Origin of the sequence: Zavarzinia aquatilis (assembly GCF_003173035.1) — a bacterium.
GTDB lineage: Bacteria > Pseudomonadota > Alphaproteobacteria > Zavarziniales > Zavarziniaceae > Zavarzinia > Zavarzinia aquatilis.
Map to the genome: position 1 here is coordinate 74,139 of NZ_QGLE01000010.1, position 23,543 is coordinate 97,681.

The following is a 23,543-nucleotide window of genomic DNA, read 5'->3' on the forward strand; positions in this document are numbered from 1 at the left end:
GCGCCGCGGTCAAGGCGGCGCCCGTCGCCGCAGTCCCGGATTTCCGGCGAACGCCGGCTTTGAACCTGTCGCCAAACCTGCTAGGAAGGGCCATGTTCTGCCGCGGAAGGCAAGGTCCGCAGCACCCAGGGAGAGGATGATGCCAGTCAAGAAGCCGCTCGTGATCGTCACGCGAAAACTGCCCGAAGCGATCGAGACGCGGATGATGGAGCTGTTCAATACCAAGCTCAATCCCGACGATCACCCCCTGAGCCAGGCCGAGCTGATCGAGGCGGTGAAAACCGCCGACGTGCTCGTTCCGACGGTGACCGACCGGATCGACGGCCGCATCCTCGCCCATGCCAATCCCAATCTGCGGCTGATCGCCAATTTCGGCACCGGCGTCGACCATATCGACCTCGCCGCCGCCCGCCAGCGCGGCATCACCGTGACCAACACCCCGGGCGTCCTGACCGAGGACACGGCGGACATGACGATCGCCCTCATCCTCGCCACCTCGCGCCGCCTGGCCGAGGGCGAGCGGGTGATCCGCACCAGCGAATGGGGCGGCTGGTCGCCGACCTGGATGCTGGGCCGCCGCATCTGGGGCAAGCGCCTCGGCATCATCGGCATGGGCCGCATCGGCACCGCCGTCGCCCGCCGCGCCCGCGCCTTCGGCATGTCGATCCACTACCACAACCGCAACCGGGTGTCGGAAGACATCGAGCACGAACTCGAGGCGACCTATTGGGAAAGCCTCGACCAGATGATGGCCCGCATGGACATCCTCTCGGTCAATTGCCCCCATACCCCGGCGACCTATCACCTGCTGTCGGCGCGGCGCCTGAAGCTGCTGCAGAAGCATTCGATCCTGGTCAACACCGCGCGCGGCGAAGTGATCGACGAGAATGCCCTGACCCGGATGCTGGTCGGCGGCGAGATCGCCGGCGCCGGCCTCGACGTGTTCGAGCACGAACCGGCGGTGAACCCCAAGCTGGTCGCGCTCGACAATGTCGTGCTGCTGCCGCACATGGGCTCCGCCACCATCGAGGGCCGCCTCGACATGGGCGAGAAGGTGATCATCAACATCAAGACCTTCGCCGACGGCCACCGCCCGCCGGACCGCGTGCTCGAAGGCCTGCTGTAAGCGACCAGCCCCGCCCTTACCGGCGGGGCTTTTCGTTTCTACTCCGAACGGACGTTGCTTCCGGCCGTCTCCGACCGCACTTCTCAGGGCGGGGATACGCAAGGGAAGACGCCATGGCCAGCCGCAACATCAGCTTCAACGTCACGATCAGGGCGCCGCGCCCGCTGGTCTATTCCTGGGTCGGCGATCACGAGAAATTCGGCTCGCTGCTGCCCGGCCGGACGACGCGGATCGTCGATGGCACGGGCGCGGGCGGCGTCAATGGCGAAGGCTCGGTCCGGCGGGTGTCCTTCGGCGTCAGCTACACCGACGAAAAGGTAACGGCGGCGGTGCCCGACGAATATGTCGAATACACGGTCGTCGACGGCAGCCCGGTGAAGAACCACCTCGGCCGCATCCGGCTTTCAGATGCCCCGGGTGGCGCCACCGCCATCGACTACCGGATCGAGTTCGACCCGCGCATTCCCTTCACCGGCCTGCCGACGGAATGGCTGGTGCGCGCCATCATCGGCGGCGGCCTCGCCAAGCTGAAGCGCAAGCTGGAGGCGGCCTGAGATGCGCGACACGCCCAACGGTAGTGTTAGATTCGTGGATGTTTAAAGAAAATTAACACCCGCTTCGTTGACCCCCAACTCCAGATTGCTATCTTAAATTGAGCAATTGGGGTTGGGTGCGAATATGGCCATTGTAAACGGGACGAATAAGGCGAACACGCTTACGGGCACGGACGCCGCGGACGAAATCAACGGCGAAGGCGGCAACGACGTTCTGATCGGTGGTGAGGGAAGCGACGCGCTTGACGGTGGCGGTGGCAACGACACGGCTGTCTATGAAGGTCCACGATCACGCTACATCGTCTATGCCGATCCATGGGACACTTATTATGTTGTTGATACGCTTTCAGTTGCCGGCAAATCCAGTACCGACAGCCTGTGGAGCATTGAGTATCTGCAATTTTCCGATGGTCAGGTAAGCACCACCGCGACGGCGACAGCACTCGGGCAATTGATCCATGTCGACGGCGATAGGGCCGAGGAGGAATTCGCCACTCCGACCTATACTGACCTCCCTATCGCCACGGATGGAAATGATTCGCTGGAAGGAGGCACTGGTTACGACGTCATTGCCTTCGGCCGGGGCGAGGATTTCGTCGATGGCGGCGCCGGAAACGACATCATTGAAGGATATGGCGCTGAGGTTGTCAAAGTTGCCGACAGTGACACCTATACAGTAGTTGGCAGCGACAACCTCAAGGGTGGGGCCGGGGACGACGAAATCTTCGCTGGATATGGCGCCTATGTCGATGGCGGCGCCGGGTATGACCTCGTTCATCTTGAACTGATCGTTCAGTGGGAGCACTGGGTCGCGCATTCGATTCTGGCAACAGCGAACACTCTCGGTCTGAACGTCGACCTCCGTCAGGCTGATGCGGGGACTGTGGCTCTTGCAATCGGCGGTCTTGGCAACATCACCGTGACGCTGAAGGATATCGAGCGGTTTGAAATTACCTTCGGTAGCGGCGCGGACACCGTGACAGGTGGCGAGGGCGATGACGAACTACACGGTGATTCCTACAATTTCCCCGGGGGCGACGACTTATTGCATGGCGCTGGTGGGCACGATGTTCTTAACGGCCAAGACGGAAGTGACCGCCTCTACGGCGATGCCGGCAACGACACCCTGGATGGCGGCACGGCCTCTCCCGGGTATGACGACGACGAGACAGACTTCCTTTTTGGGGGCGACGGCGACGACAGTCTGATCGGACGAAGGGGCGACAATCTCGATGGGGGCTCGGGATATGACACCGCAACTCTGCTCCTTTGGGCTTCCGATTTCAGCTACGCGATCGACCTCAGTGCACTGTCCGCGCCCGACACCCCCTTGGTTCTTGGTGACGGGACGTCTGTGGTCCGGGTGGAACGGATCACTCAGATCTCATTCGGGAGCGGCAGCGACAAAAGCCTCGGCACCTCTCAAGCGGATGAATTCTGGGGAGATGCCGGTGACGATGCCCTTTATGGTCGCGGGGGCAGCGATCTTCTTTTCGGTGAAACAGGCAACGATATTTTGAATGGCGGCGCCGGAGTCGACAAAATGTATGGCGGCGCGGGTAATGACATTTATTACGTCGACGAAATCAATGATGTGGTCGACGATGACGAAGGCACTGATACAGTAAGGTCTACCGCTACAGATTACACCTTGCCCGATGGCGTAGATAATCTCGCGCTGATAGGCGCCGAAAATATAAACGGATCTGGAAATTACGGATCAAATATATTGACCGGCAATGCGGGCAACAACTATCTCTTTGGCCTCGCAGGAAAGGACACACTTATCGGCGGCAATGGCGATGACCTCTTGGATGGCGGCACCAGCACCGATGTGATGCGTGGCGGAAGAGGCTCGGACATTTATATTGTTGATAACGCTGGTGACGTGATCGAGGAAGTGTCCGGAACGGATACAGTCCAGACCAAATTAACAATTTATACGTTGACCGATGGGATCGAAAATCTTGTCTTCACTGTTGGCCGCGACAACGTCGGGTTTGGCAATGCCGCAGCAAATACTGTGACGGGGAACAGCAAGGCCGACGACCTGTCGGGCTTGGATGGAAATGACATCCTTTCGGGCGGGGCTGGTAACGACACGCTTAGAGGGGGGGCAGGAGCCGATCTGCTGAAAGGCGGCGCCGGGGCCGACCGTTTTGTTTTCGACATGCCCGGCGATGGCGCCGATCAGATCGACGATTTTTCGTTTGGCGACCTAATCGTCCTGGACAGAACGGGCTTTGGCATCGCGCCGGAAAGCACCCTTGCATTGACCGTCGGTGGCAGTTCAAGGGGACTGCAAGGTGACCGTCTCTATTATCATGACACGACCGGACGCCTGTTCTGGCACGATGGCGAAACGGACACGCTTGAGTTGATCGCGAAGATAGCGGGCAAGCCTGTGCTCAGGATTGAGGATTTTGCCCTAGTCTGAACCTGTCGCCGAAGCCGTGGAGCGGTGTAAACGCGACATGGCAGCCTCAGTAACCGAGGCTGCGCTGGATGAAGCCGAGGGCGCCGGTCAGGCGCAGGGGGGCGTCAGTGACGGCGAGAACCATGCAGGTCTCCCCCGGCTCGGCGATCGGCTTGTGCTTCACCGACGGGTCGGTGATCTGCAGGTCGCCACGGGCAAAGCGGCCCGCGTGATCGTTGAAGGCGCCTGACAGGACGAGCGTGTATTCGTTGCCCAGGTGAGTGTGGCGCGGCACGCCCTTGCCGGCATCGACCCGCAGAATCTGCGCCGAGCCCCGACCGCCGGTGGGCACGTCGAGATCGAGCACCTTCACGCCGGGGACGAGGCGGCGCCACGGGGCCCTGGCCAGGCTGCGCCGGCCGAGCGGGCGCAGCGCGGGCGGCAAAACGTCGATCAGGGGATCGGCCGGCCCTGAAACCACCGTGCCTTCGGGCCGGCGGTAAGATTCCCATCCGCCATCGCCGGCGTCGATCCGCGCCATCAACCGATCCAGCGCGCCGTCGCTCATGGCGACCGGCTCGATCGTATCGAGCAGCGCGCCACCGACCGCCATGAACCCGCCGGCCTCGGCCCGGCACTGGCGGCACAGCGCGATGTGACCCTCGACCAGCACGGCCAGCGCGGGATCGAGCGTGCCGGCGGCATGATCGAGTAGCAGCTCGGCGGGCAGGTGATGGGACGGCATCACTGGTACGACTCCATGGCACGACGCAATCGACTGAAAGCGAGACGCATTCGAGACTTTACCGTACCGAGCGGCAGTTTGCGTAGCTCCGCAATCTCGACATGTGATTTTCCCTCGAAGAATCCGAGTTGCAGCAGGTCGAGTTGTTCCGGCGGCAAGGTCGAGATCGCCGCGCGCAAGGCAGCATCGCGGCGGGCCTCGTCGGCGACGGTGTCGGCGGCGACCGGGGCCGCGGGTTGCAGCAGCGGCTCTTCGGGGTCGAGGGCGGGTTTCGATTCGCGCCGGATCAGGTCGATTCGCCGGTTGCGGGCGATGGTGTAGACCCAGGTCGAGACGGAAGACTGTCGGCGGTCGAAGCTCGCGGCCTTGCGCCAGACCGTCAGCATGACCTCCTGCACCAGTTCCTCGGCGGTCGCGTCATTCGAGCCGAGGCGGCGCAGGAAAGCCTTGAGCCGGGGCGCCAGATAGGCGAAAAGTCGCGCAAAGGCCGCCCGGTCGCCCGTTTCGGCGACGGCTTCGACCCAATCGGCCAGGACTTCCCGTTCGTTGTTATCCGGGCTTTGCATGGGGCTGAAATCTCACGCGCGCGGCCGCGGGGACAATGGGCAAGGCCAGGGGTGGAAATGCGGGACCCGGGCAGCTATCTTGTGGGCTCTCGACAAAGGTTGTGATCAGGCGCCATGAAACGCTCCCTATTCGCCGCGTTCGGCATGTTCATGTCAATGGTCGCTGCAACCGCAGCGATGAATTCCGCCCGCGCGGAAGATAATCCGCTGATCGGCAGCTTCGGCGACTGGCAGGCCTACAAGACGAAGCAGGGCGGCAAGGACGTCTGCCTCGTCTCGTCCAAGCCGTCCAAGTCCCTGCCCGAAGGGGCGAAGCGGGGCGACATCTTCTTCCTGATCTCGCATTTCCAGGAAGGCGGCGTGCGCAATCAGGTACAGGTTCTGATCGGCTATCCGTTCAAGGCCGGCTCCACCGCCAAGGTGAAGATCGGCAGCCAGACCTTCGAGCTGTTCACCGACGGCGAGAATGCCTGGGCGCGCGAAACCGCGACCGACGAGAAGATCGTGCAGGCCATGCGCAAGGGCTCGTCCGCCGTCATTTCCGGCACCTCCCAGCGCGGCACCGACACGACCGACACCTTCAGCCTGAAGGGCATTTCCGCCGCGCTCGACGCGATCGGCAAGGCCTGCAATCTCTGACCCCGACCGGAAACCCCATGACCGCCGACACGCAAGGCCCGATTCTCCCCGCCGACGGCTCGAAGCTCAATCTGATCGGGCTCGACCGCGAGGCGCTGGGCCGCGTGCTCGACGAACTCGGCCAGGGCGGCAAGCCCCGGCGAATGCGCATCCAGCAGCTCTGGCACTGGATCTACAGCCGGGGCGTCACCTCGATCGAGGAGATGACCACCCTGTCCAAGGACCTGCGCGCCGCCCTGATCGAACGGGCGACCGTGGCCCGGCCCGAGATCACCAGGGCGCTGCTGTCGGTCGACGGCACGCGCAAGTGGCTGGTGAAATGGCCGGACGGGCAGGAGGTCGAATCGGTCTTCATCCCGGACGAGGACCGGGGCACGCTCTGCGTCTCGTCGCAGGTCGGCTGCACCCTGACCTGCCGCTTCTGTCATACCGGCACCCAGACCCTGGTCCGCAACCTCGGCCCGGCCGAGATCGTGCAGCAGGTGATGATCGCGCGCGACGCCCTCGGCGAATGGCCATCCTCGCCCGACGGTCGGCTGCTGTCCAACATCGTCATGATGGGCATGGGCGAGCCGCTCTATAATCTCGACAATGTCGCCGCGGGCCTGCGCATCGTCATGGACAACGAGGGTATCTCGCTGTCCAAGCGGCGCATCACCCTCTCGACCGCCGGCGTCGTCCCGATGATGAAGCGCGCGGGCGACGAGCTGGGGGTCAATCTCGCGGTCTCGCTGCACGCGGTGACGGACGAGATTCGCGACCGCATCGTGCCCCTGAACAAGAAATATCCCATCGCGGAACTGATGCAGGCCTGCCGCGACTACCCGGGCCTGAACAACGCCCGCCGCATCACCTTCGAATATGTGATGCTGCGCGATGTGAACGACAGCCCGGCCGACGCCCGCGCCCTCGTCAAGCTGATCAAGGGCATTCCGGCCAAGGTCAATCTGATCCCCTTCAACCCCTGGCCCGGCGCGCCCTTCGAGCGTTCGACCCCCGAGGCGATCAAGACCTTCTCCCAGATCGTCTTCGACGCGGGCTATGCCAGCCCGGTGCGCACGCCCCGGGGCGAGGACATCATGGCCGCCTGCGGCCAGCTGAAATCCGATTCGGTGCGCCAGCGCAAGGCCGACCTCCTGCGCCAGCAGGTCGACGCCGCCTTCGCCGCCAAGGACGCCGCCGCGGTGGCGTAAGCCACGGCTGATATTGCTTGCAATATCATGAGGGTCGGCAAGAATGACCCATGCGGCTGGTTCTGGATACGGCAGCCTTCATCGCCGCGCTTCGCAGCGAGGCCGGGGCTTCCCGTCGTCTGCTGATCGCGGCACTCGAACGGCGACTGACGCTGGTCGTCTCGGTGCCGTTGATGATCGAGTATGAAGCGGTGGCCCTGCGACCGGAGCATCTGGATCGGTCCGGCCTGACGGTCGGAGAGGTCGGCGTTCTGCTCGATGCGGTCGCCGCCGTCGCGGAGCCCATCCGTCTCGCGTTTCTGTGGCGACCGATACTGAGGGACGCCAATGATGACATGGTCTTGGAAACCGCGGTCAATGGGCGGGCCGATGGCATCGTGACGTTCAACACCCGCGATTTCGCCGATACCCCGGCCCGGTTCGGGATAGACCTATCCTCCCCGGGCGAAGCCTGGGCACGATTGGAGGCTGGCCGATGAAGAAGAGCAATTTCGCCCTCCGGCTTCAGACATCGTTGCTGGAGGAAGCGCGCAAAGTGGCTGAGGCCGAAGGCGTGGCCCTGAACCAGCTCATCAATGTCGCCGTCGCCGAAAAACTCTCCGCCTTGCGGACCGAGGCCTATTTCGCCGAACGGGCTGCGCGGGCAGATATTCCGGGGGCCATCGAGATCCTTCGCCGGGCGGGTACGGGTCGGGAGCCGGACAAGGGTGACGAGCTGACAAAGCCGGCCGGACAAGACCCGGGAGGGGCGCCATGACCACGATCACCAATATCGAAGACCTGCGGCTGCTGGCCCGGAAGCGCATTCCCCGGGCGATTTTCGATTATGCCGACCGTGGCTCCTACGACGAGCGGACGATTTCGGCCAACCGGGCCGATCTCGCCGCCCTCGCCCTGCGCCAGCGGGTGATGGTCGACGTTTCGGACCGCACGACGGCGACGACCCTGGTGGGCGAGGACGCGGCCATTCCGGTCGCCATCGCGCCCACCGGCCTCACCGGCCTGTTCCATGGCAATGGCGAGATTTGCGGCGCCCGCGCGGCCGAGGCCTTCGGCGTGCCCTTCACCCTGTCGACCATGTCGATCTGTTCGATCGAGGATGTCGCCGGCGCGACGACGAAACCCTTCTGGTTTCAGCTCTATGTCATGCGCGACCGGGAATTCTCGAAGAGTCTGGTCGAGCGGGCGATCGCCGCCAAATGCTCGGCGCTGGTGCTCACCCTCGACCTGCAGATTCAGGGCCAGCGTCACCGCGACCTGAAGAACGGCCTTGCCGTGCCGCCGCGCCTCACGCTCGCCAACGCCCTCGACATCGCGACCAAGCCTGCCTGGGCGCTGCGGGTCCTGATGGGCAGGCGCCGCAGTTTCGGCAATCTCGCCGGTTTCGTCTCGGGCGCCGATTCGCTCACCACCCTGTCGTCCTGGATCGCCCAGCAGTTCGACCCTTCCCTGTCGTGGAAGGATATCGAATGGGTGCGCAAGATCTGGCCCGGCAAGCTGATCCTGAAGGGCATCCTCGACGTCGGCGACGCGCGGGCCGCCGCCGCGACCGGGGCCGATGCGGTCGTCGTCTCCAACCACGGCGGCCGCCAGCTCGATGGCGCGATTTCCTCGATCAAGGCCCTGCCCCGCATCGTCGACGCCATCGGCCACCAGACCGAAATCCTGTTCGACGGTGGTGTGCAGTCGGGTCAGGACGTGCTGAAGGCCCTCGCCCTCGGTGCCCGGGGCTGCCTGATCGGCAAGGCCTTCCTCTATGGTCTCGCCGCCATGGGCGAGGCCGGGGTGACGCGGACGCTGGAGCTTCTCGCCAGGGAACTCGACGTCTCGATGGCGCTGACCGGCACGCGCCATGTGCGCGAGGTCTCGGCGGCCGTCCTCGATCGCTGATGCTCTAGACATCTAGACCACTGCGACGCAGCATCCATCTTCACGAAGCCGTCATGTCGGGCGCATGATGGGGGCACAACACGAGTGCCCCCATCATGCCCGCCCTCTCCTGGTCCGTCCTTCTCCTCGTCCTCGCCGCCGCCGCGCTTCATGCCGGCTGGAACACCGCGGTCAAGCGGGCGGGCAGCGCCGAGCGGGCGACCGCGCGCATCTGCGTCGGCGGCATTCTGATCGCCTTCGCCGCCCTGCCCTTCATTCCCTGGCCGGCGGCGGCGGCCTGGCCGTTCCTCGCGGGGTCGGTCGCCGTCCATATCGCCTATTTCGCCCTGACCGCCGCGGTCTATGCGAGGGCTGACCTTTCCGTCGCCTATCCGATGATGCGGGGCGGCGGCGTCATGGTGACCGCGCTGCTTGCCCCCTTCATCTTCGACGATCCGCTGCCCTGGCCGGGGCTGGTCGGCATCGGCTGTGTCGGCCTTGCGCTGGCGGGCCTTGCCTTCGGCGGCGGGCGGGGGGCCTTCGGGGCGCGGGGCCTGCCCTTCGTACTGGCCAATGCCCTGATGATCGGGGCCTATTCCCTGCTGGATGGCCTCGGCGCGCGGGCCTCGGGCGCGCCGCTGTCCTACACGATCCTGGTGTTCTCGCTTGGCGCTTTCGGCAATCTCGCGCTGATCGCGGCCCGCGACGGCATCGCCTCGCTGCGGCCATTGCTGGGGGCGCGCGATCTTGCGCTCGCGCTGCTGGGCGGGGCCTGCTGCATCGGCTCCTACGCCCTCGTGCTGACGGCGATGACGCTGGCGCCGGTCGCCCTCATCGCCGCGCTGCGCGAAACCTCGATGCTGTTCGCCGCCGGTTTCGCCGCCGTGATCCTGCACGAGAAGGTGGGCCGGCGGCGGCTGGCGGCGGCGCTGCTGGTCGCCGCCGGGGCCGTCGCCATCAAGCTGACCTGATCAGGCGCCCTTGCCGTCGAAGCGGAACTCGGCGAAATCCGGGTGCCGCATCATCCACCAGTAGGTGACGGTGAAGCCGGGCCAGTTGTTGGTGATCTTGCCCGCCGCGTTCTTGTACCAGCTGTTACACCCGGTGTTCCAGACGGTCTTGTCGAAGTCGTGCTGGATGTGGGCGTTGTAACTGCTCATGGCGCCCGGCGTCACGTCGAGGCTGGCGGCGCCGCGCCTGTCGACCTCGCGCAGGCACTGCAGGATGTAGTTCACCTGACGCTCGATCATGAAGATGATCGAATTGTGCCCGAGGTTGGTGTTCGGCCCATAAAGCACGAAGAAATTGGGGAAGCCGGCGATGGCGACGCCCTTGTGCGCCTCGGCGCCGTTCCGCCAGCGCTCGTTCAGCTCCGCGCCCTGACGGCCCCAGACTTTCATCGGCGCGATGAAGCTCTGGGTCTCGAAGCCGGTGCCATAGATGATGCAGTCGACCTCGTGCAGCTTGCCGTCGGTGGTGACGACACCCTTTTCCGTCACCTCGGCGACCCCGTCGGTGACGACGTCGACATTGCGCTGGGACAGCGCCGGATACCAGTCGTTGGAAATCAGGATACGCTTGCAGCCGACGGGATAATCGGGCTGCAGCTTGGCCTTCAGGACGGGATCGCTCACCTGCTTGTCGAGCTGGGCCTGGCACTGCTTGCGGGCAAGGGTGGCGAACAGGCCCTTGGCCCGGCGCAGCGAGGGGAAACGCGACTCGAGCAGCAGATAGGTATAGTTGCGATAGGCCCGCTGCAGCCCCGGCACGTTGCGGAACAGCCATTTGGCCCAGCCGGGGAACATGTAGTCGTCGCGCGGGATGATCCAGGCCGGGCTGCGCTGGAACAGGGTCAGGCGGCCGACCTTGGGCTGGATTTCCGGCAGGAACTGGATGGCGCTGGCGCCGGAGCCGATGACAGCGACGCGCTTGCCGGTCAGGTCGTAGTCATGATCCCAATAGGCGGAATGGAAGGCCTTGCCCTTGAAACGGTCGAGGCCGGCGATCTTCGGGAATTGCGGCCGGCTGAGCTGGCCTAGCCCTGAGACGACGAATTGCGCGTCGATCGTCTCGCCATCGGCGAGGATTACCGTCCAGCGGCCCCGCGCCTCGTCGAAGCGAGCTTCCTGAACCTCCGAGCGGAAGCGGATATGGCGGTCGAGACCGTATTTCCGCGTGCAATGTTCGATGTAGTCGACGATTTCCGGCTGCTTGGCGAAGCGCCGCGACCAGTTCGGGTTCAGCTCGAACGAAAAGGAATAGAGATGGCAGGGCACGTCGCAGCCCGCCCCCGGATAGGAATTCTCGCGCCAGGTGCCGCCGACCTTGTCGGCCTTGTCGAGGATGACGAAATCCTCGATCCCCGCCCGCTTCAGCTGGATGCCGGTGCACAGACCGGCGAAGCCGGTGCCGATCACGCAAACCTTCACGGATGCCATGGCTGCTCTCTCCTCCCGAAAGACCGGTCTCGCGCCGTCCTCTTGCACAGGAGAATAGGTAAAAGGCGCAGGCGACACCACGTTCGCATCGGCCAGACACTTGATAGTTTCGGCCAGACTGGCACAATGACCGGCCATGACACCCGATCTGACCCGGCGTCGCTGGCCCGTGACCAGCCTGTGCGTGCTGCGCGACACGCTGGCGGCGCGGGGGATCTCGCTCGCGCCCTTCCTCGCGGCGGCCGGGCTGCCGGCAGACCTGCTGGACGATCCGGCCAACGAGGTGGCGGCATCGGTCGAACTGCGGGTAATTTCGGCGGTGCTGCAGGCGCTGGGCGATCCGCCGGGCCTTGGCCTCGACGTTGGCCAGCGCTACCGGGTGGCGGCTTACGGGGTCTGGGGCTTCGCCCTGCTGGCCAGCGCGACCCTGCGCAGCGCCCTGACCCTCGGCCTCGAATATCAGGACCTGACCTATAGCGTGATGCCCATCACCTTCGTCGATCAGGCCGAGGGCAGCGCGGTCAATTTCGACGACCGGGGCCTGCCCCCGTCCTTACGGCGCTACATGGTGGAGCGGGATATTGCGGCCGCGCGGCGCATCGCCATCGACCTGTGGGGCGAGCCACCGCCCAGCCGGGCCGCCCGCTTCCGCTTCGCCGAGCCTGAAGGCATGGCCCCGCTCTACGAGGCCGCCCTGCAATGCCCGGTCAGCTTCGGCGCGGAGGGCAACGAATTGCTCTATGACCGAATCGACCTCGACCGGCCGCTGCCGCAGGCGAACCCGGTGGTCGCCGCGCTGCATGTCGAAGCCTGTCACGAGCGCCTGCGTCGCCTGCGCGGTCAGGCCCCTTTCGTCGAGACGGTAACGGCCTGCATCCTGGCCCGGCCCGGCCGTTTCCCCGACCTGCCGGAGGTAGCGGCCGAGTTGCGCCTGTCGGAGCGCAGCCTGCGCCGCCGGCTGGCCGAGGCGGGCATCGGTTACCGCGATCTGGTGGCGCGCCTGCGCCACGATCTCGCTGTCGACATGCTGACCGAGACCGGCATGGCGGTGGAGGCCGTGGCGGAGCGGCTCGGCTATGCCGAAACCGCCAGTTTCACCCACGCCTTCCGGCGCTGGACCGGCCAGAGCCCCAGCCGCTTCGGCGGCCGGCGTCCGGGCGTTCAGTAACGCAGGCCGCGACCCGCTCCCTGCGTGTCGATCGCGTAGCCGGCCGAGCGGACGGTGCGGATCATGTCCTTGCCGCCATGGGCGTTCAGCGCCTTGCGCAGGCGGCGGATATGGACGTCGACCGTGCGCTGCTCGATATAGATATCGCGGCCCCAGACGGCATCGAGGATCTGCTCGCGGCTGAACACCCGGCCCGGATTTTCCAGGAAATGGCGCAGCAGGCGGAACTCGGTCGGGCCGAGATGGATTTCCGAGCCGCCCCGCATCACGCGGTGGGCCGACAGGTCCATTTCGACATCGGCGTAGGTCAGGCCCTCGTCCGACAGGGCAGGGCGCGAGCGGCGCAGCACGGCGCGGATGCGGGCCAGCAGCTCGGTCGGCGAGAACGGCTTGGTCACATAATCGTCGGCGCCGGATTCGAGGCCGCGCACGCGGTCGCTTTCCTCGGTGCGGGCGGTCAGCAGGATGATCGGCACCTGCCGCGTCGCCGGCTTGCGGCGCAGCTGGCGGCAGATTTCGATGCCCGAAACCGAGGGCAACATCCAGTCGAGCACGATGAGATCGGGCAGACGCTCGTCAACGAGGACGAGAGCTTCCTCGCCGTCCATGCCGACGCGCACCTCGAAGCCGTTGGCTTCGAGGTTGTAACGCAGCAGGTCAACGAGCGCGGGTTCGTCCTCGACGATCAGGATGGAGGGCTTCATCGTGGCTCCATGCGATCAGGCGACATGGCCGGGATCGGCCATTTCGGCGGTGACGTCGGCCTTGGGCCGGTCGCTGACCATGCGCTGGCCGCGGACGATGTAATAGATCGTCTCGGCCATGTTGGTCGCGTGGTCGCCAATCCGCTCCAGGTTCTTGGCGATGAACAGCAGATGGGTGCAGCCCGTGATCGTGCGCGGGTCTTCCATCATGTAGGTCAACAGCTCGCGGAAGACGCTGTTGTAAAGCTCGTCCAGCACCGGGTCGCGGTCGCGCACGGCGGTGGCCTTTTCCGCGTCCTCGCTGGAGATCGCGTCGAGCACGTCCTTGATCATGCCGAGCACGAGTTCGCCCATGCGCGGAATGGCGTGCATCGGCTGCTGCGGCACGGCGACGCCGAGCGCGGTGGAACGCTTGGCGATATTCTTGGCGTAGTCGCCGATCCGTTCGAGGTCGGTCGCCATCTTCATCGCGCCGACGATGAAGCGAAGATCGACCGCCATCGGCTGGCGCAGGGCGAGCAGCCGGGTGACGAGATCGGAGATTTCGCTGTCGAAGACGTCGATGCGCTGGTCCGAGGAGATCGTGCGCTCGGCCAGGGCCCGGTCGCGGCGCACGATGGCCTGGATCGCGGAAGCCACATTGGCCTCGGCGATGCCGCCCATGCGCAGGATCTTGGTCTTCAGCGCATTCAATTCCTGGTCGAACGCGGAGACGATGTGATTGTCGGCCATCTGAATGCTCCCTGCCGGCTCAGCCGAAGCGGCCGGTGACGTAATCCTGCGTCCGCTTGTCGACGGGGCTGGTGAAAATCCCCTCGGTCGGACCGTTCTCGACCAGCACGCCCAGATGGAAGAAGGCCGTGCGCTGCGAGACGCGCGCCGCCTGCTGCATCGAGTGGGTGACGATGGCGATGGTGAAATTCTCGCGCAATTCGTCGATCAGTTCCTCGATTTTCGCCGTGGCGATGGGATCGAGGGCCGAGCAGGGCTCGTCCATCAGGATGACTTCGGGCGAGACCGCGATGGCGCGGGCGATGCACAGGCGCTGCTGCTGGCCGCCGGACAGGCCGGTGCCGGGCGCCGACAGGCGATCCGACACTTCCTTCCACAGGCCGGCCCGCTCCAGGCTCGACTTCACGATGTGCTCCATATGGTCCTTCGACTCGGCGAGGCCGTGCAGCCGGGGGCCATAGGCGACATTGTCGAAGATCGACTTCGGAAAGGGATTGGGCTTCTGGAACACCATGCCGACCCGGGCGCGCAGATGCACGACATCGAGTTCGGGGGCATAGATGTCGTCGCCGTCGATCCTGATGTCGCCCTGGATGCGGCAGATCGAGATCGTGTCGTTCATCCGGTTGAGGCAGCGCAGGAAGGTCGACTTGCCGCAGCCCGAGGGGCCGATCAGCGCCGTCACCTGATGCTCGGCGATTTCGAGGTTGATGTTGTAGAGGGCCTGCTTCTCGCCATACCAGAGGTTGACGTTCTTCGCCGAAATCTTGGCCTTGCCGTCCAGGGGAACGGTGTGGGTGGTAAAATCGAGGGCAGTCATGGCACTCACCACTTACGTTCGAATTTCTTGCGGAGATAGATCGCGATCGCGTTCATGCACACCAGGAACACCAGGAGTACCATGATCGCGGCCGAGGTCTTTTCGACGAAGGCGCGTTCCGGGCTGTCGGCCCAGAGGTAGATCTGCACCGGCAGCACCGTCGCCGGCGAGGTGAAGCCCGACGGGATGTCGACAATGAAGGCGACCATGCCGATCATCAGGAGCGGCGCCGTCTCGCCCAGCGCATGGGCCATGCCGAGGATGGCGCCGGTCAGCATTCCCGGCATCGAGAGCGGCAGCGTGTGGTGCATCACCGTCTGGATGGGCGAGGCGCCCATGCCGAGCGCGGCCTCGCGGATCGAGGGCGGCACCGCCTTGATGGCGGCGCGCGACGCGATGATGATGATCGGCAGGGCCTGCAGCGCCAGCACGAGACCGCCGACGATGGGCGCCGAACGGGGCATCCCGAAGAAGTTCAGGAACACCGCGAGACCGAGCAGGCCGAAGACGATCGAGGGCACCGCCGCGAGGTTGTTGATGTTCACCTCGATGATGTCGGTCAGCCGGTTCTTCGGCGCGAATTCCTCGAGATAGACCGCCGCCATCACGCCGAGCGGGAAGGCGATGCCGAGGGTGACGACCAGGGTCAGGAACGAGCCGACGACGGCGCCCCACAGGCCCGCGTTCTCGGGCTCGCGGCTGTCACCGGTGGTCAGCAGTTCGGTGTTGACCGCGCCCGACAGGGTGCCGTCGGCCACCAGCTTGTCATAGATGCCGATCTGCAGGTCGTTCAGCTTGCGGTCGGCCTCGGGCACGTTGCGGTCGATGTAACCCTTGCGCAGCATGTCGACGAGATCGTCGGTCAGGACTTCGAACGTGATGGTCTGGCCGATCAGGTCCGGATTGTCGCGGACATAGGCCGCGACCTCGTAACCGGCACCCGAGGAGATGAGCGCCATCATCTGGCGGGTCGGCTGGCGGCCGGTGACCTCGGGGAATTTCTTCTGCATCGCCGCGCGGATGATCGCATTGTAATCCGCGTTGGCAATGACCTTGGGATCCTTCGTCCCCTGCGGGTCGATGACCGCCGGATCGAGGGTCAGCTCCAGCTCGACCTTGGTGGTCACGAAGGCGGAGGAGCCCTGCAGGACGATGGAGCCGATCAGCAGGATCAGGAACACGACCGCGACGGAAACAGCCGCGATGCCCCACATCTTGAAGCGTGCCTCGGCGGCATAGCGCTTCTTCAGCAGGCGATTGAACTTCTCACGCTTTTCGGTCGAGGCCGAGAAGGGCTCGACGACGAATTTGTTCGCGACGTCGGTCATTCGTACTGCTCCCGATACTTGCGGACGATCCGCAGCGCCACGATGTTGAGGCAGAGCGTGACGACGAACAGCACGAGGCCGAGGGCGAAGGTCGCCAGCGTCTTGGGGCTGTCGAATTCCTGGTCGCCGACCAGCAGGGTCGCGATCTGAACGGTCACGGTGGTCACCGCCTCGAAGGGATTGGCGGTCAGATTGGCGGAGAGGCCGGCGGCCATGACGACGATCATGGTCTCGCCGATGGCGCGGGAAATCGCCAGCATCAGGGCGCCGACGATACCGGGCAGCGCCGCCGGGATGATCACCCGCTTGATGGTTTCGGACTTGGTGGCGCCAAGACCGTAGGAGCCGTCGCGCATGGCCTGTGGCACCGCGGTCATCACGTCGTCGGAGAGCGACGAGACGAAGGGCACGATCATCACGCCCATGACGACGCCCGCGGCGAGCGCGGATTCGGAGGCGACGTCGAGCCCGGCCATCTGGCCCAGCTGGCGCACGAAGGGGGCGACGGTCAGGGCGGCGAAGAAGCCATAGACCACGGTCGGGATGCCGGCCAGCACCTCGAGCACGGGCTTCAGCACCGAGCGGACGCGGCGGTCGGCATATTCAGACATGTAGATGGCCGACATCAGGCCGATCGGCGCCGCGACCAGCATGGCGATCGCCGTGATCAGCAGGGTGCCGGCGAACAGCGGCACCGCGCCGAAGGCGCCGGTCGAGCCGACCTGGTCGGCACGCATCGCCGTTTGCGGGCTCCACTGGATGCCGAACAGGAATTCGGTGAAGGAGACCTTCTCGAAGAACAGCGCCGATTCGAACAGCAGCGACAGGATGATGCCAACGGTGGTCAGCACCGCGATGGTCGAAGCGGCCATCAGGGTGATCATCACCGCCTTCTCGACCCGGGGCCGGGCGCGCAGGCGGGGGGTGATCCGGCTCTGCGCGAAGGCGAGGCCGATGATGCCGACGGCGAGGGCACCGATCGCCATGGCGATCGACGAATAGTCCATCAGCTGCAGGTAACGGTCGGCGGCGGCGCGCAGGGTGTCCGTGACCTCGCCGGCGATGGTGCCGTTCAGCGCGAGATTGTGAACGTCGGTCATGAACAGCGAATGCCGTTCGACCGGGATGTCGGCGGGAATGCCGGCGCGCAGGATGCCGTCGACGATGCTGCCCTCGAAGATCAGCCACAGGCCGGCGACGAGGAGGGCGGGCGCCGCGCACCACAGGGCCATGTAATAGCCGTAGTAGCCGGGCAGGGAATGCAGACCCCGCGTCTTGCCGCCATTGCGGCCGAGGACGGTGGAACGGCCCATGTAGAAGCCGATCACCGACAGGACGAGGATGGTCGCGATGACTATGTAACTCGGCATCTTTGCGTCTTTCGCAGGCCCCGGCGTCGGGGGGAGGCGCGGGCCGCTACGGGAAGCGGCGGCCGATATTGGGCCGCCGCCGTGTTGCGATGTCGCTTACTTCACGCTCGCCGTGTCCATCGGCACGAGGCCGGTGGCATCGGCGCGCACCTTGGCGGCTTCTTCCGCCGGCAGGGCGATCAGGCCCTTGTCGGCGAGATAGCCATTCTCGCCCATGGCCTTGTCCGAGGTGTATTCGACGAGGAATTCCTGGATGCCCGGCACGGTGCCGACATGGGCCTTCTTCACATAGACATAGAGCGAGCGGGAAACGCCGTATTTGCCCGAGGAGATATCCTCGTATTCCGGCTTCACGCCCTCGATGGTCGCGCCCTTGATCTTGTCGGCGTTCTCTTCGAGGAAGCTGTAGCCGAAGATGCCGAAGGCGTTCGGGTTGGCGACCAGCTTCTGCACGATCAGATTGTCGTTCTCGCCGGCTTCGACATAGACGCCGTCTTCACGCACCTTCATGCAAGCCTTGCCGGCGTCCTTCTTGTCGACGCCCGAGGCGACGATGGCGTCGATCGCGCCCGCTTCCTCGCAACCCTTTTCCATGACGAGTTCGTTGAAGGCGTCGCGCGTGCCCGAGGTCGGGGGCGGGCCGAGGACTTCGATCTTGGTCGCCGGCAGCTTGGCGTCGATCTCGTTCCACATCTTGTAGGGATTGGCCACGAGCTTGCCGTCGACGACGACCTGGGCCGCCAGGGCCTTCCAGATCACCGCCTTGTCCACGTCGAAGGCCGGGCCCGACTTTTCGTTGGCGAAGACGATGCCGTCGAAGCCAATCTTCACCTCGACGATGTCGGTGACGCCGTTCTTGGCGCAGGTCTCGATTTCCGAGGCCTTGATGCGGCGCGAGGCGCCGGTGATGTCCGGGGTGTCGACGCCGACGCCGCCGCAGAACAGCTTCATGCCGCCGCCGGTGCCGGTCGATTCGACGATCGGGGTCTTGAAGGCGCCGAGCTTGCCGAAGGCCTCGGAAACCGCCGTGGTGAACGGAAACACGGTCGAGGAGCCGACGATGCGGATCTGGTCGCGCGCGGCGGCCTGACCGGCGAAGGCGGTCGCCAGCACGGCGGCGACGCCGAGGGCGGCGAGGCTGTTCTTGGTGGCCATGGTTCTATCCTCGAGATGTTTCAATGGACGCAGAATTCAGGCCGCAAATAATGCCGCCACGGGACGCGCGAAAGGCTTCCGCGCCGTCTCGCGTCGGACCATAGTCAGCCGACGGGACGTTCATATGACATTCCGATTGCTGTTTTATGACAGTCGGCCCGCCGCCGCCGCATAGACCTCTGCCGAAGGTCATCCGCGACCTTGCGCCCCGCGGATGGGTCAATCCCTTCCCCGAACGGGGAAAATGGTGGCTGCCAGCGCAATCGCCAATCTGTATGCTCTGGCCGTCGCTTCGTGACCTCGGGCGTGCGTCGGCGAATCGCGCGCGCCTTCGCCGTGGTCTGGGCGCCGGTACAGATCGAGGTGCATGATGGCAGTGACCTACGGAACGAATGGTGCGGACACGATTTCCGGCACCAGCGGCAATGACCAGCTTTACGGCTATGCGTCGGGTTCGCCCGATACCGATACCGGGGCCGACACGATCAGCGGCGGCGCCGGCAACGACACGATCGAGGGCGGCGGCGGCGACGATATCCTCGACGGCGGCACCGGCGACGACACGCTGCGTGGCGGTGCCGGCAATGACATCCTGAAGAGCGGTGGCGGCAACGACACGCTCGACGGCGGCCTGGGCAACGACACCTATATCTATCAGGGCGGCAGCCTGACCCTGTCGGACGCCGGCGGCACCGACACCATCGACATGCAGGTCTCGGGCACCACCAATTTCAGCCTGAGCGGCGCCTTCGAGATTGTCCTCGGCGGCACGGGCGACGACACGATCGCAGTTCTCGCCGGCACCACCACGGCCATCAGCTATGCCGGCCGGGGTGGCAACGACACGCTGACGGGCGGCAATGGCAACGACACGCTCGACGGCGGTGACGGCAACGACATCCTGAACGGCGGCAAGGGCAACGACACGCTGATCGGCGGGGCCGGCAACGACACGCTGAACGGTGGCGACGGCAACGACATCCTGAAGAGCGGCGGCGGTACCGACACGCTGAACGGCGGCCTCGGCGACGACACCTTCATCTATCAGGGCGGCAGCCTGACCCTGAGTGACGACGGCGGCAACGACCGGGTGGAACTGCAGGTCGCGGTCACCACCAACTTCACCTTCAGCGCGGCCTTCGAGACCGTGGTCGGTGGCTCGGGCGCCGATACGCTGAGTGTCGCGGCGGGCGCGACCACGGGCGTCACCTATTACGGCAACGCCGGCAACGACATCCTGAATGGCGGCGGCGGCAACGACACGCTCGACGGCGGCGCCGGCAACGACACGCTGAACGGCGGCGCCGGTATCGACAAGATGACCGGTGGCGCGGGCAACGATCTCTATGTCGTCGACAATGTCCGCGACGTGGTGACCGAAGCGGCGGACGGCGGCACGGACACGGTGCAGACCACCCTCGCCGCCTATACGCTGGCGGCCAATGTCGAGAACCTGACCTATACCGGCACCGGCGCCTTCGCTGGCACGGGCAACGGCCTGGCCAACACGATCACCGGCAGCGCGGGCGACGATACGCTGGACGGCGGCGCCGGCAACGACACGCTGATCGGCGGCGCCGGCAATGACACCTATATTCTCGATAGCGCCAGCGACAAGATCACCGAAACCAGCACGGGCGGCATCGACACGGTGAAGGTCGGCTTCTCCTACACCCTCGCATCCCGCCTCGAAAACCTGACCATCACCAGCGCCGCCAACGGGATTTCGGGCACCGGCAATTCGGTCGCCAATATCCTGACCGGCGCGGCGGGTGACGACATTCTGTCCGGCCTCGGCGGCAACGACACGCTGAATGGCGGCGACGGCAAGGACCGGCTGAGCGGCGGCACCGGCAACGACACGTTCCTTTTCGTCGCGGGCGATGCGCATGGCGACACGGTCACGGATTTCGCCGGCAACGGTGCCTCGGCCGGCGACAGCATCGTTTTCGACGGCTACGGCACCCTGGCGCAGGGCGCCCGCTTCGTGCAGATCGACGACACGACCTGGCGCGTGACCTCGGCGGATGGCTCGATCCGCGAGCGCATCTACTTCAGCAACAGCGCCCATATCGACGCCAGCGACTTCGTCTTCGTCTGATCGAAAAATCCGCAGGGCCGCTTCCGTCGAGACCGGAAGCGGCCCTGTTTTTTGCAGACGGAAGCAAAGAAAACGGCGGCCCGCAGGGGCCGCCGTTCATCGTTTCAGCCCTGGGGGCTGGATCAGAAGGCCGCGGTATCCATCGGGGTCAGGTTCTTGACCACGTCGCGCTGCTTGGCCAGTTCGGCCGGCGACAGCAGGATCAGGCCCTTGCCCTCGAGGTAGCCATTGGCGGCGATCGCACGGTCCGAGAAAAACTCGTTCATGTATTCGGCGATGCCGGGGACGGAGCCGATCTGGTACTTCTTCACATAGAAGAACAGCGGGCGCGAAACCGGATAGGTGCCGGCCTGGACGTTCTCGTAGGTCGGCGCGACGCCGCCGATGTGCGAGCCCTGGATCTTGTCCTCGTTCTCTTCGAGATAGCTGTAGCCGAAGATGCCGAGGGCGGTCGGATTGGCGACCAGCTTCTGGACGATCAGGTTGTCGTTCTCGCCGGCTTCGACGAAGACGCCGTCTTCACGGATCTTCATGCAGTCCTTGCCCGCGATCAGGCCCTTGTTGTCGGCGATGTCCTCGCAGCCCTTTTCCATCACGAGTTCGTTGAAGGCGTCGCGGGTGCCCGAGGTCGGGGGCGGGCCCAGGACTTCGATCTTTTCCGCCGGCAGCTTGGCGTCGATCTCGTTCCAGGTCTTGTAGGGGTTCGGCACCACGGCGCCATTGACAACGATGCTGGCCGACAGGGCCTTCCAGATCTGGGCGCGGCTCAGGTCGAAGGCCGGGGCCTTCTTCGAGTTGGCGAGGACGATGCCGTCATAACCGACGGTCAGCTCGATGATGTCCTGGATGCCGTTGTTCTGGCAGGTGTCGATCTCGGACCGCTTGATCCGGCGCGAGGCATTGGTGATGTCGGGATAGCTGTCGCCGACACCGGCGCAGAACAGCTTCAGGCCGCCGCCCGTACCGGTCGATTCGACGATCGGCGCCTTGAAGGTGCCGGCCTTGCCGAAGGCTTCGGCGACGGCGGTGGCGAAGGGGAACACGGTCGAGGAGCCGACGATGCGGATCTGGTCGCGGGCTTCGGCGGCACCGGCGAAGCCGGTCGCGATCACGGCCGTCGCGGCCAGCGCGACAAGGGTGGATTTCAGGGTCATGGAGCCAATCCCGGGGGTTGATTTCGGCGCGGACGTTACGCCGCGTCGACGACCGCTCCATGACGAACCGGTTTCACTTTCGTGACTCCGCCAGGCTCACGCCTTCGCGGGAAGATAGATGGTGAAGACCGTGCCGACGCCCACCGTCGAGTCGATGGTCAGGGCGCCCCGATGGCGGTTGACGATATGCTTGACGATGGCGAGGCCGAGGCCCGTGCCGCCGAGATCCCGGCTGCGCGCCGCGTCGACCCGGTAAAAACGCTCGGTCAGGCGCGGCAGATGCTCGCGCGCGATGCCCGGCCCCTGGTCGGTGATCGCGATCGAGACCGGGCGGGAATCGCCGGTCCAGCCCGAGCGCGCGGGCACATGGTCGATCAGCCGCGCCTCGACCCGCACCATGCCGCCCTGCTTGCCGTATTTGATCGCATTGTCGATCAGATTGGTGAAGACCTGTTCCAGCTCGCCTTCGTCACCGACCACGGCGGGCAACCCGTCCGGCAGCACGATGTCGACCTTGCAGTTCTTGGCCTGGGCGCGGAATTCCAGCGACTGGACCACGCGCCTGAGCACGATCCCCAGACTGACCGGATCGTCCGGCGGGGTGTGTTCGGTCAACTCGACCCGCGACAGCGACAGAAGATCGCCGACCAGCCGGGTCATGCGCTCGACCTGCGCCGCCATGGTGGTCAGGAAGCGGGCGCGGGCCACCGGATCGTCCTTGGCGGGGCCGAGCAGGGTTTCGATATAGCCGCCGAGGGCGGCGAGGGGCGTGCGGATTTCGTGGCTGGCGTTGGCGACGAAATCGGCGCGCATCCGCTCCACCCGCTTCGACTGGGTATGATCGCGAAACACCAGCGCGGCGACGATGCCACCAGCCAGCGGCTTCTCGAAGGCGGCGATGCTGCAATTGAGTTCGCGCGCCACGGGGACCGGCAGGGAAAGCTCGATTTCCGCCCTTTCCTCTTCGCCGTCGATCACGGCATCGACCGATTCCAGCACCTCGGGATGACGCAGCACGGCCGCCAGCGGCCGCCCGGGCGCGGCATCGCCGAACAGGCCGCGCGCCGCCCGGTTGATCAGCCGGATGCCGTGATCGCGGTCGATCAGGATCAGCGGATCGGGCAGAAGATCGAGCACGGCCCGGTGCCCGCGTTCCGCCTCGGCCTTTTCCTTGCGCAGGTTCGTCACCTGCGCCGAGAGCCGGGCGACGGCCTCCCCGGCCTCCTCGATCTCGGCGGTGACGACGGTTTCCACCGTGACACGCCGTTGCCGGCGGATCATTTGCGCGATGACGGCCGCAACCAGCGCGATGGCGAAAATGCCGAGGCCCGCGCCGCCGGCGCCGAGTTGGCCACCGGCCGTCAGCAGCGCCAGGGCGACAAGCCCCGGCGCCGCGAGACGAAGCGCCATGACGATGAACCCCGAATCCACTTTGCCCATCGTCGCTCCGGAACCGATTCGGTCC

The 23,543-nt window shown here is 65.4% G+C and carries 22 protein-coding genes; 11 read left to right on the forward strand and 11 right to left on the reverse strand.

The window, feature by feature from the left end:
• The first annotated feature begins 139 nt into the window (after window positions 1-139).
• From DKG74_RS16060 to DKG74_RS16070, 3 genes are all read left to right on the forward strand, one after another.
• The gene (locus DKG74_RS16060) at window positions 140-1,126 is read left to right on the forward strand and encodes a 2-hydroxyacid dehydrogenase (RefSeq protein ID WP_109907194.1); all 987 of its coding nucleotides are present in this window, start codon (window positions 140-142) and stop codon (window positions 1,124-1,126) included.
• A gap of 113 nt (window positions 1,127-1,239) precedes the next feature.
• Window positions 1,240-1,680, forward strand: a complete 441-nt coding sequence (locus DKG74_RS16065) for an SRPBCC family protein (RefSeq protein WP_109907195.1) — start codon at window positions 1,240-1,242, stop codon at window positions 1,678-1,680.
• Window positions 1,681-1,804: 124 nt separating this feature from the next.
• A complete protein-coding gene (locus DKG74_RS16070; RefSeq protein WP_109907196.1) occupies window positions 1,805-4,117 on the forward strand; it encodes a calcium-binding protein in 2,313 nt (770 codons plus the stop codon).
• Window positions 4,118-4,163: 46 nt separating this feature from the next.
• On the opposite strand, the gene DKG74_RS16075 is transcribed toward DKG74_RS16070, so the two are convergent.
• Together DKG74_RS16075 and DKG74_RS16080 are read right to left on the reverse strand one after the other, a co-directional pair.
• Entirely contained in the window at window positions 4,164-4,841 is a 678-nt protein-coding gene (locus DKG74_RS16075) for a ChrR family anti-sigma-E factor (RefSeq protein ID WP_109907197.1), read from the reverse strand.
• Entirely contained in the window at window positions 4,841-5,407 is a 567-nt protein-coding gene (locus tag DKG74_RS16080) for a sigma-70 family RNA polymerase sigma factor (protein ID WP_109907198.1), read from the reverse strand. Before DKG74_RS16080 ends, DKG74_RS16075 begins: the two co-directional genes overlap by 1 nt.
• 177 nt (window positions 5,408-5,584) lie before the next feature.
• Between DKG74_RS16080 and DKG74_RS16085 the strand changes: the two genes are divergently transcribed.
• The 6 genes from DKG74_RS16085 (at window position 5,585) to DKG74_RS16110 (ending at window position 10,079) form a co-directional block, all read left to right on the forward strand.
• Complete coding sequence (locus DKG74_RS16085) at window positions 5,585-6,046, forward strand: invasion associated locus B family protein (RefSeq protein ID WP_109907199.1); 462 nt, start codon at window positions 5,585-5,587, stop codon at window positions 6,044-6,046.
• Between the two features lie 17 nt (window positions 6,047-6,063).
• Window positions 6,064-7,239 carry a dual-specificity RNA methyltransferase RlmN gene (gene rlmN, locus DKG74_RS16090; protein ID WP_109907200.1) on the forward strand — a complete coding sequence of 392 codons (1,176 nt, stop codon included), beginning with the start codon at window positions 6,064-6,066 and terminating at the stop codon, window positions 7,237-7,239.
• Between the two features lie 50 nt (window positions 7,240-7,289).
• Complete coding sequence (locus DKG74_RS16095; RefSeq protein ID WP_109907201.1) at window positions 7,290-7,718, forward strand: putative toxin-antitoxin system toxin component, PIN family; 429 nt, start codon at window positions 7,290-7,292, stop codon at window positions 7,716-7,718.
• A complete protein-coding gene (locus DKG74_RS16100; RefSeq protein WP_109907202.1) occupies window positions 7,715-7,996 on the forward strand; it encodes a hypothetical protein in 282 nt (93 codons plus the stop codon). The genes DKG74_RS16095 and DKG74_RS16100 overlap by 4 nt, the downstream gene beginning before the upstream one ends.
• The gene (locus DKG74_RS16105; protein WP_109907203.1) at window positions 7,993-9,129 is read left to right on the forward strand and encodes an alpha-hydroxy acid oxidase; all 1,137 of its coding nucleotides are present in this window, start codon (window positions 7,993-7,995) and stop codon (window positions 9,127-9,129) included. The genes DKG74_RS16100 and DKG74_RS16105 overlap by 4 nt, the downstream gene beginning before the upstream one ends.
• 95 nt (window positions 9,130-9,224) lie before the next feature.
• Window positions 9,225-10,079: an EamA family transporter gene (locus tag DKG74_RS16110; RefSeq protein WP_109907204.1), complete on the forward strand. Its 855-nt coding sequence runs from the start codon at window positions 9,225-9,227 to the stop codon at window positions 10,077-10,079.
• Here DKG74_RS16110 and DKG74_RS16115 read toward each other — a convergent pair whose 3' ends face one another.
• The gene (locus DKG74_RS16115; protein WP_109907205.1) at window positions 10,080-11,546 is read right to left on the reverse strand and encodes a flavin-containing monooxygenase; all 1,467 of its coding nucleotides are present in this window, start codon (window positions 11,544-11,546) and stop codon (window positions 10,080-10,082) included.
• 136 nt (window positions 11,547-11,682) lie between these two features.
• On the opposite strand from DKG74_RS16115, the gene DKG74_RS16120 reads away from it, so the two are divergent.
• On the forward strand, window positions 11,683-12,714 hold the full coding sequence (locus tag DKG74_RS16120) for an AraC family transcriptional regulator (protein ID WP_109907206.1): 1,032 nt from the start codon (window positions 11,683-11,685) through the stop codon (window positions 12,712-12,714).
• Here the strand turns inward: DKG74_RS16120 and phoB are convergent.
• The 6 genes from phoB to DKG74_RS16150 form a co-directional block, all read right to left on the reverse strand.
• A complete protein-coding gene (phoB, locus tag DKG74_RS16125) occupies window positions 12,708-13,418 on the reverse strand; it encodes a phosphate regulon transcriptional regulator PhoB (protein WP_109907207.1) in 711 nt (236 codons plus the stop codon). The two genes, DKG74_RS16120 and phoB, sit on opposite strands and share 7 nt — an antisense overlap.
• Before the next feature lie 15 nt (window positions 13,419-13,433).
• Window positions 13,434-14,150 carry a phosphate signaling complex protein PhoU gene (gene phoU / locus DKG74_RS16130; protein ID WP_109907208.1) on the reverse strand — a complete coding sequence of 239 codons (717 nt, stop codon included), beginning with the start codon at window positions 14,148-14,150 and terminating at the stop codon, window positions 13,434-13,436.
• 19 nt (window positions 14,151-14,169) lie between these two features.
• Window positions 14,170-14,970: a phosphate ABC transporter ATP-binding protein PstB gene (gene pstB / locus DKG74_RS16135; protein ID WP_109907209.1), complete on the reverse strand. Its 801-nt coding sequence runs from the start codon at window positions 14,968-14,970 to the stop codon at window positions 14,170-14,172.
• Between the two features lie 5 nt (window positions 14,971-14,975).
• On the reverse strand, window positions 14,976-16,298 hold the full coding sequence (gene pstA, locus DKG74_RS16140) for a phosphate ABC transporter permease PstA (RefSeq protein WP_109907210.1): 1,323 nt from the start codon (window positions 16,296-16,298) through the stop codon (window positions 14,976-14,978).
• Window positions 16,295-17,668 carry a phosphate ABC transporter permease subunit PstC gene (pstC, locus tag DKG74_RS16145; RefSeq protein ID WP_109907211.1) on the reverse strand — a complete coding sequence of 458 codons (1,374 nt, stop codon included), beginning with the start codon at window positions 17,666-17,668 and terminating at the stop codon, window positions 16,295-16,297. Before pstC ends, pstA begins: the two co-directional genes overlap by 4 nt.
• A gap of 96 nt (window positions 17,669-17,764) precedes the next feature.
• The gene (locus DKG74_RS16150) at window positions 17,765-18,823 is read right to left on the reverse strand and encodes a substrate-binding domain-containing protein (protein ID WP_109907212.1); all 1,059 of its coding nucleotides are present in this window, start codon (window positions 18,821-18,823) and stop codon (window positions 17,765-17,767) included.
• A gap of 370 nt (window positions 18,824-19,193) precedes the next feature.
• Between DKG74_RS16150 and DKG74_RS16155 the strand changes: the two genes are divergently transcribed.
• Window positions 19,194-20,924: a calcium-binding protein gene (locus DKG74_RS16155; protein ID WP_165837724.1), complete on the forward strand. Its 1,731-nt coding sequence runs from the start codon at window positions 19,194-19,196 to the stop codon at window positions 20,922-20,924.
• A gap of 122 nt (window positions 20,925-21,046) precedes the next feature.
• Here the strand turns inward: DKG74_RS16155 and DKG74_RS16160 are convergent, their stop codons facing one another.
• Together DKG74_RS16160 and DKG74_RS16165 are read right to left on the reverse strand one after the other, a co-directional pair.
• On the reverse strand, window positions 21,047-22,078 hold the full coding sequence (locus tag DKG74_RS16160) for a PstS family phosphate ABC transporter substrate-binding protein (protein WP_109907214.1): 1,032 nt from the start codon (window positions 22,076-22,078) through the stop codon (window positions 21,047-21,049).
• Window positions 22,079-22,174: 96 nt separating this feature from the next.
• Complete coding sequence (locus tag DKG74_RS16165) at window positions 22,175-23,518, reverse strand: ATP-binding protein (RefSeq protein WP_109907215.1); 1,344 nt, start codon at window positions 23,516-23,518, stop codon at window positions 22,175-22,177.
• Window positions 23,519-23,543: the final 25 nt, after the last annotated feature.

Excerpts from the sequence above, each read along its gene's own strand:
- DKG74_RS16060 (WP_109907194.1), top strand. The coding sequence starts at position 140 with ATGCCAGTCAAGAAGCCGCTCGTGATCGTCACGCGAAAACTGCCCGAA.
- DKG74_RS16065 (WP_109907195.1), top strand. The coding sequence starts at position 1,240 with ATGGCCAGCCGCAACATCAGCTTCAACGTCACGATCAGGGCGCCGCGC.
- DKG74_RS16070 (WP_109907196.1), top strand. The coding sequence starts at position 1,805 with ATGGCCATTGTAAACGGGACGAATAAGGCGAACACGCTTACGGGCACG.
- DKG74_RS16075 (WP_109907197.1), bottom strand. The coding sequence starts at position 4,841 with ATGCCGTCCCATCACCTGCCCGCCGAGCTGCTACTCGATCATGCCGCC.
- DKG74_RS16080 (WP_109907198.1), bottom strand. The coding sequence starts at position 5,407 with ATGCAAAGCCCGGATAACAACGAACGGGAAGTCCTGGCCGATTGGGTC.
- DKG74_RS16085 (WP_109907199.1), top strand. The coding sequence starts at position 5,585 with ATGAATTCCGCCCGCGCGGAAGATAATCCGCTGATCGGCAGCTTCGGC.
- rlmN (WP_109907200.1), top strand. The coding sequence starts at position 6,064 with ATGACCGCCGACACGCAAGGCCCGATTCTCCCCGCCGACGGCTCGAAG.
- DKG74_RS16095 (WP_109907201.1), top strand. The coding sequence starts at position 7,290 with ATGCGGCTGGTTCTGGATACGGCAGCCTTCATCGCCGCGCTTCGCAGC.
- DKG74_RS16100 (WP_109907202.1), top strand. The coding sequence starts at position 7,715 with ATGAAGAAGAGCAATTTCGCCCTCCGGCTTCAGACATCGTTGCTGGAG.
- DKG74_RS16105 (WP_109907203.1), top strand. The coding sequence starts at position 7,993 with ATGACCACGATCACCAATATCGAAGACCTGCGGCTGCTGGCCCGGAAG.
- DKG74_RS16110 (WP_109907204.1), top strand. The coding sequence starts at position 9,225 with ATGCCCGCCCTCTCCTGGTCCGTCCTTCTCCTCGTCCTCGCCGCCGCC.
- DKG74_RS16115 (WP_109907205.1), bottom strand. The coding sequence starts at position 11,546 with ATGGCATCCGTGAAGGTTTGCGTGATCGGCACCGGCTTCGCCGGTCTG.
- DKG74_RS16120 (WP_109907206.1), top strand. The coding sequence starts at position 11,683 with ATGACACCCGATCTGACCCGGCGTCGCTGGCCCGTGACCAGCCTGTGC.
- phoB (WP_109907207.1), bottom strand. The coding sequence starts at position 13,418 with ATGAAGCCCTCCATCCTGATCGTCGAGGACGAACCCGCGCTCGTTGAC.
- phoU (WP_109907208.1), bottom strand. The coding sequence starts at position 14,150 with ATGGCCGACAATCACATCGTCTCCGCGTTCGACCAGGAATTGAATGCG.
- pstB (WP_109907209.1), bottom strand. The coding sequence starts at position 14,970 with ATGACTGCCCTCGATTTTACCACCCACACCGTTCCCCTGGACGGCAAG.
- pstA (WP_109907210.1), bottom strand. The coding sequence starts at position 16,298 with ATGACCGACGTCGCGAACAAATTCGTCGTCGAGCCCTTCTCGGCCTCG.
- pstC (WP_109907211.1), bottom strand. The coding sequence starts at position 17,668 with ATGCCGAGTTACATAGTCATCGCGACCATCCTCGTCCTGTCGGTGATC.
- DKG74_RS16150 (WP_109907212.1), bottom strand. The coding sequence starts at position 18,823 with ATGGCCACCAAGAACAGCCTCGCCGCCCTCGGCGTCGCCGCCGTGCTG.
- DKG74_RS16155 (WP_165837724.1), top strand. The coding sequence starts at position 19,194 with ATGGCAGTGACCTACGGAACGAATGGTGCGGACACGATTTCCGGCACC.
- DKG74_RS16160 (WP_109907214.1), bottom strand. The coding sequence starts at position 22,078 with ATGACCCTGAAATCCACCCTTGTCGCGCTGGCCGCGACGGCCGTGATC.
- DKG74_RS16165 (WP_109907215.1), bottom strand. The coding sequence starts at position 23,518 with ATGGGCAAAGTGGATTCGGGGTTCATCGTCATGGCGCTTCGTCTCGCG.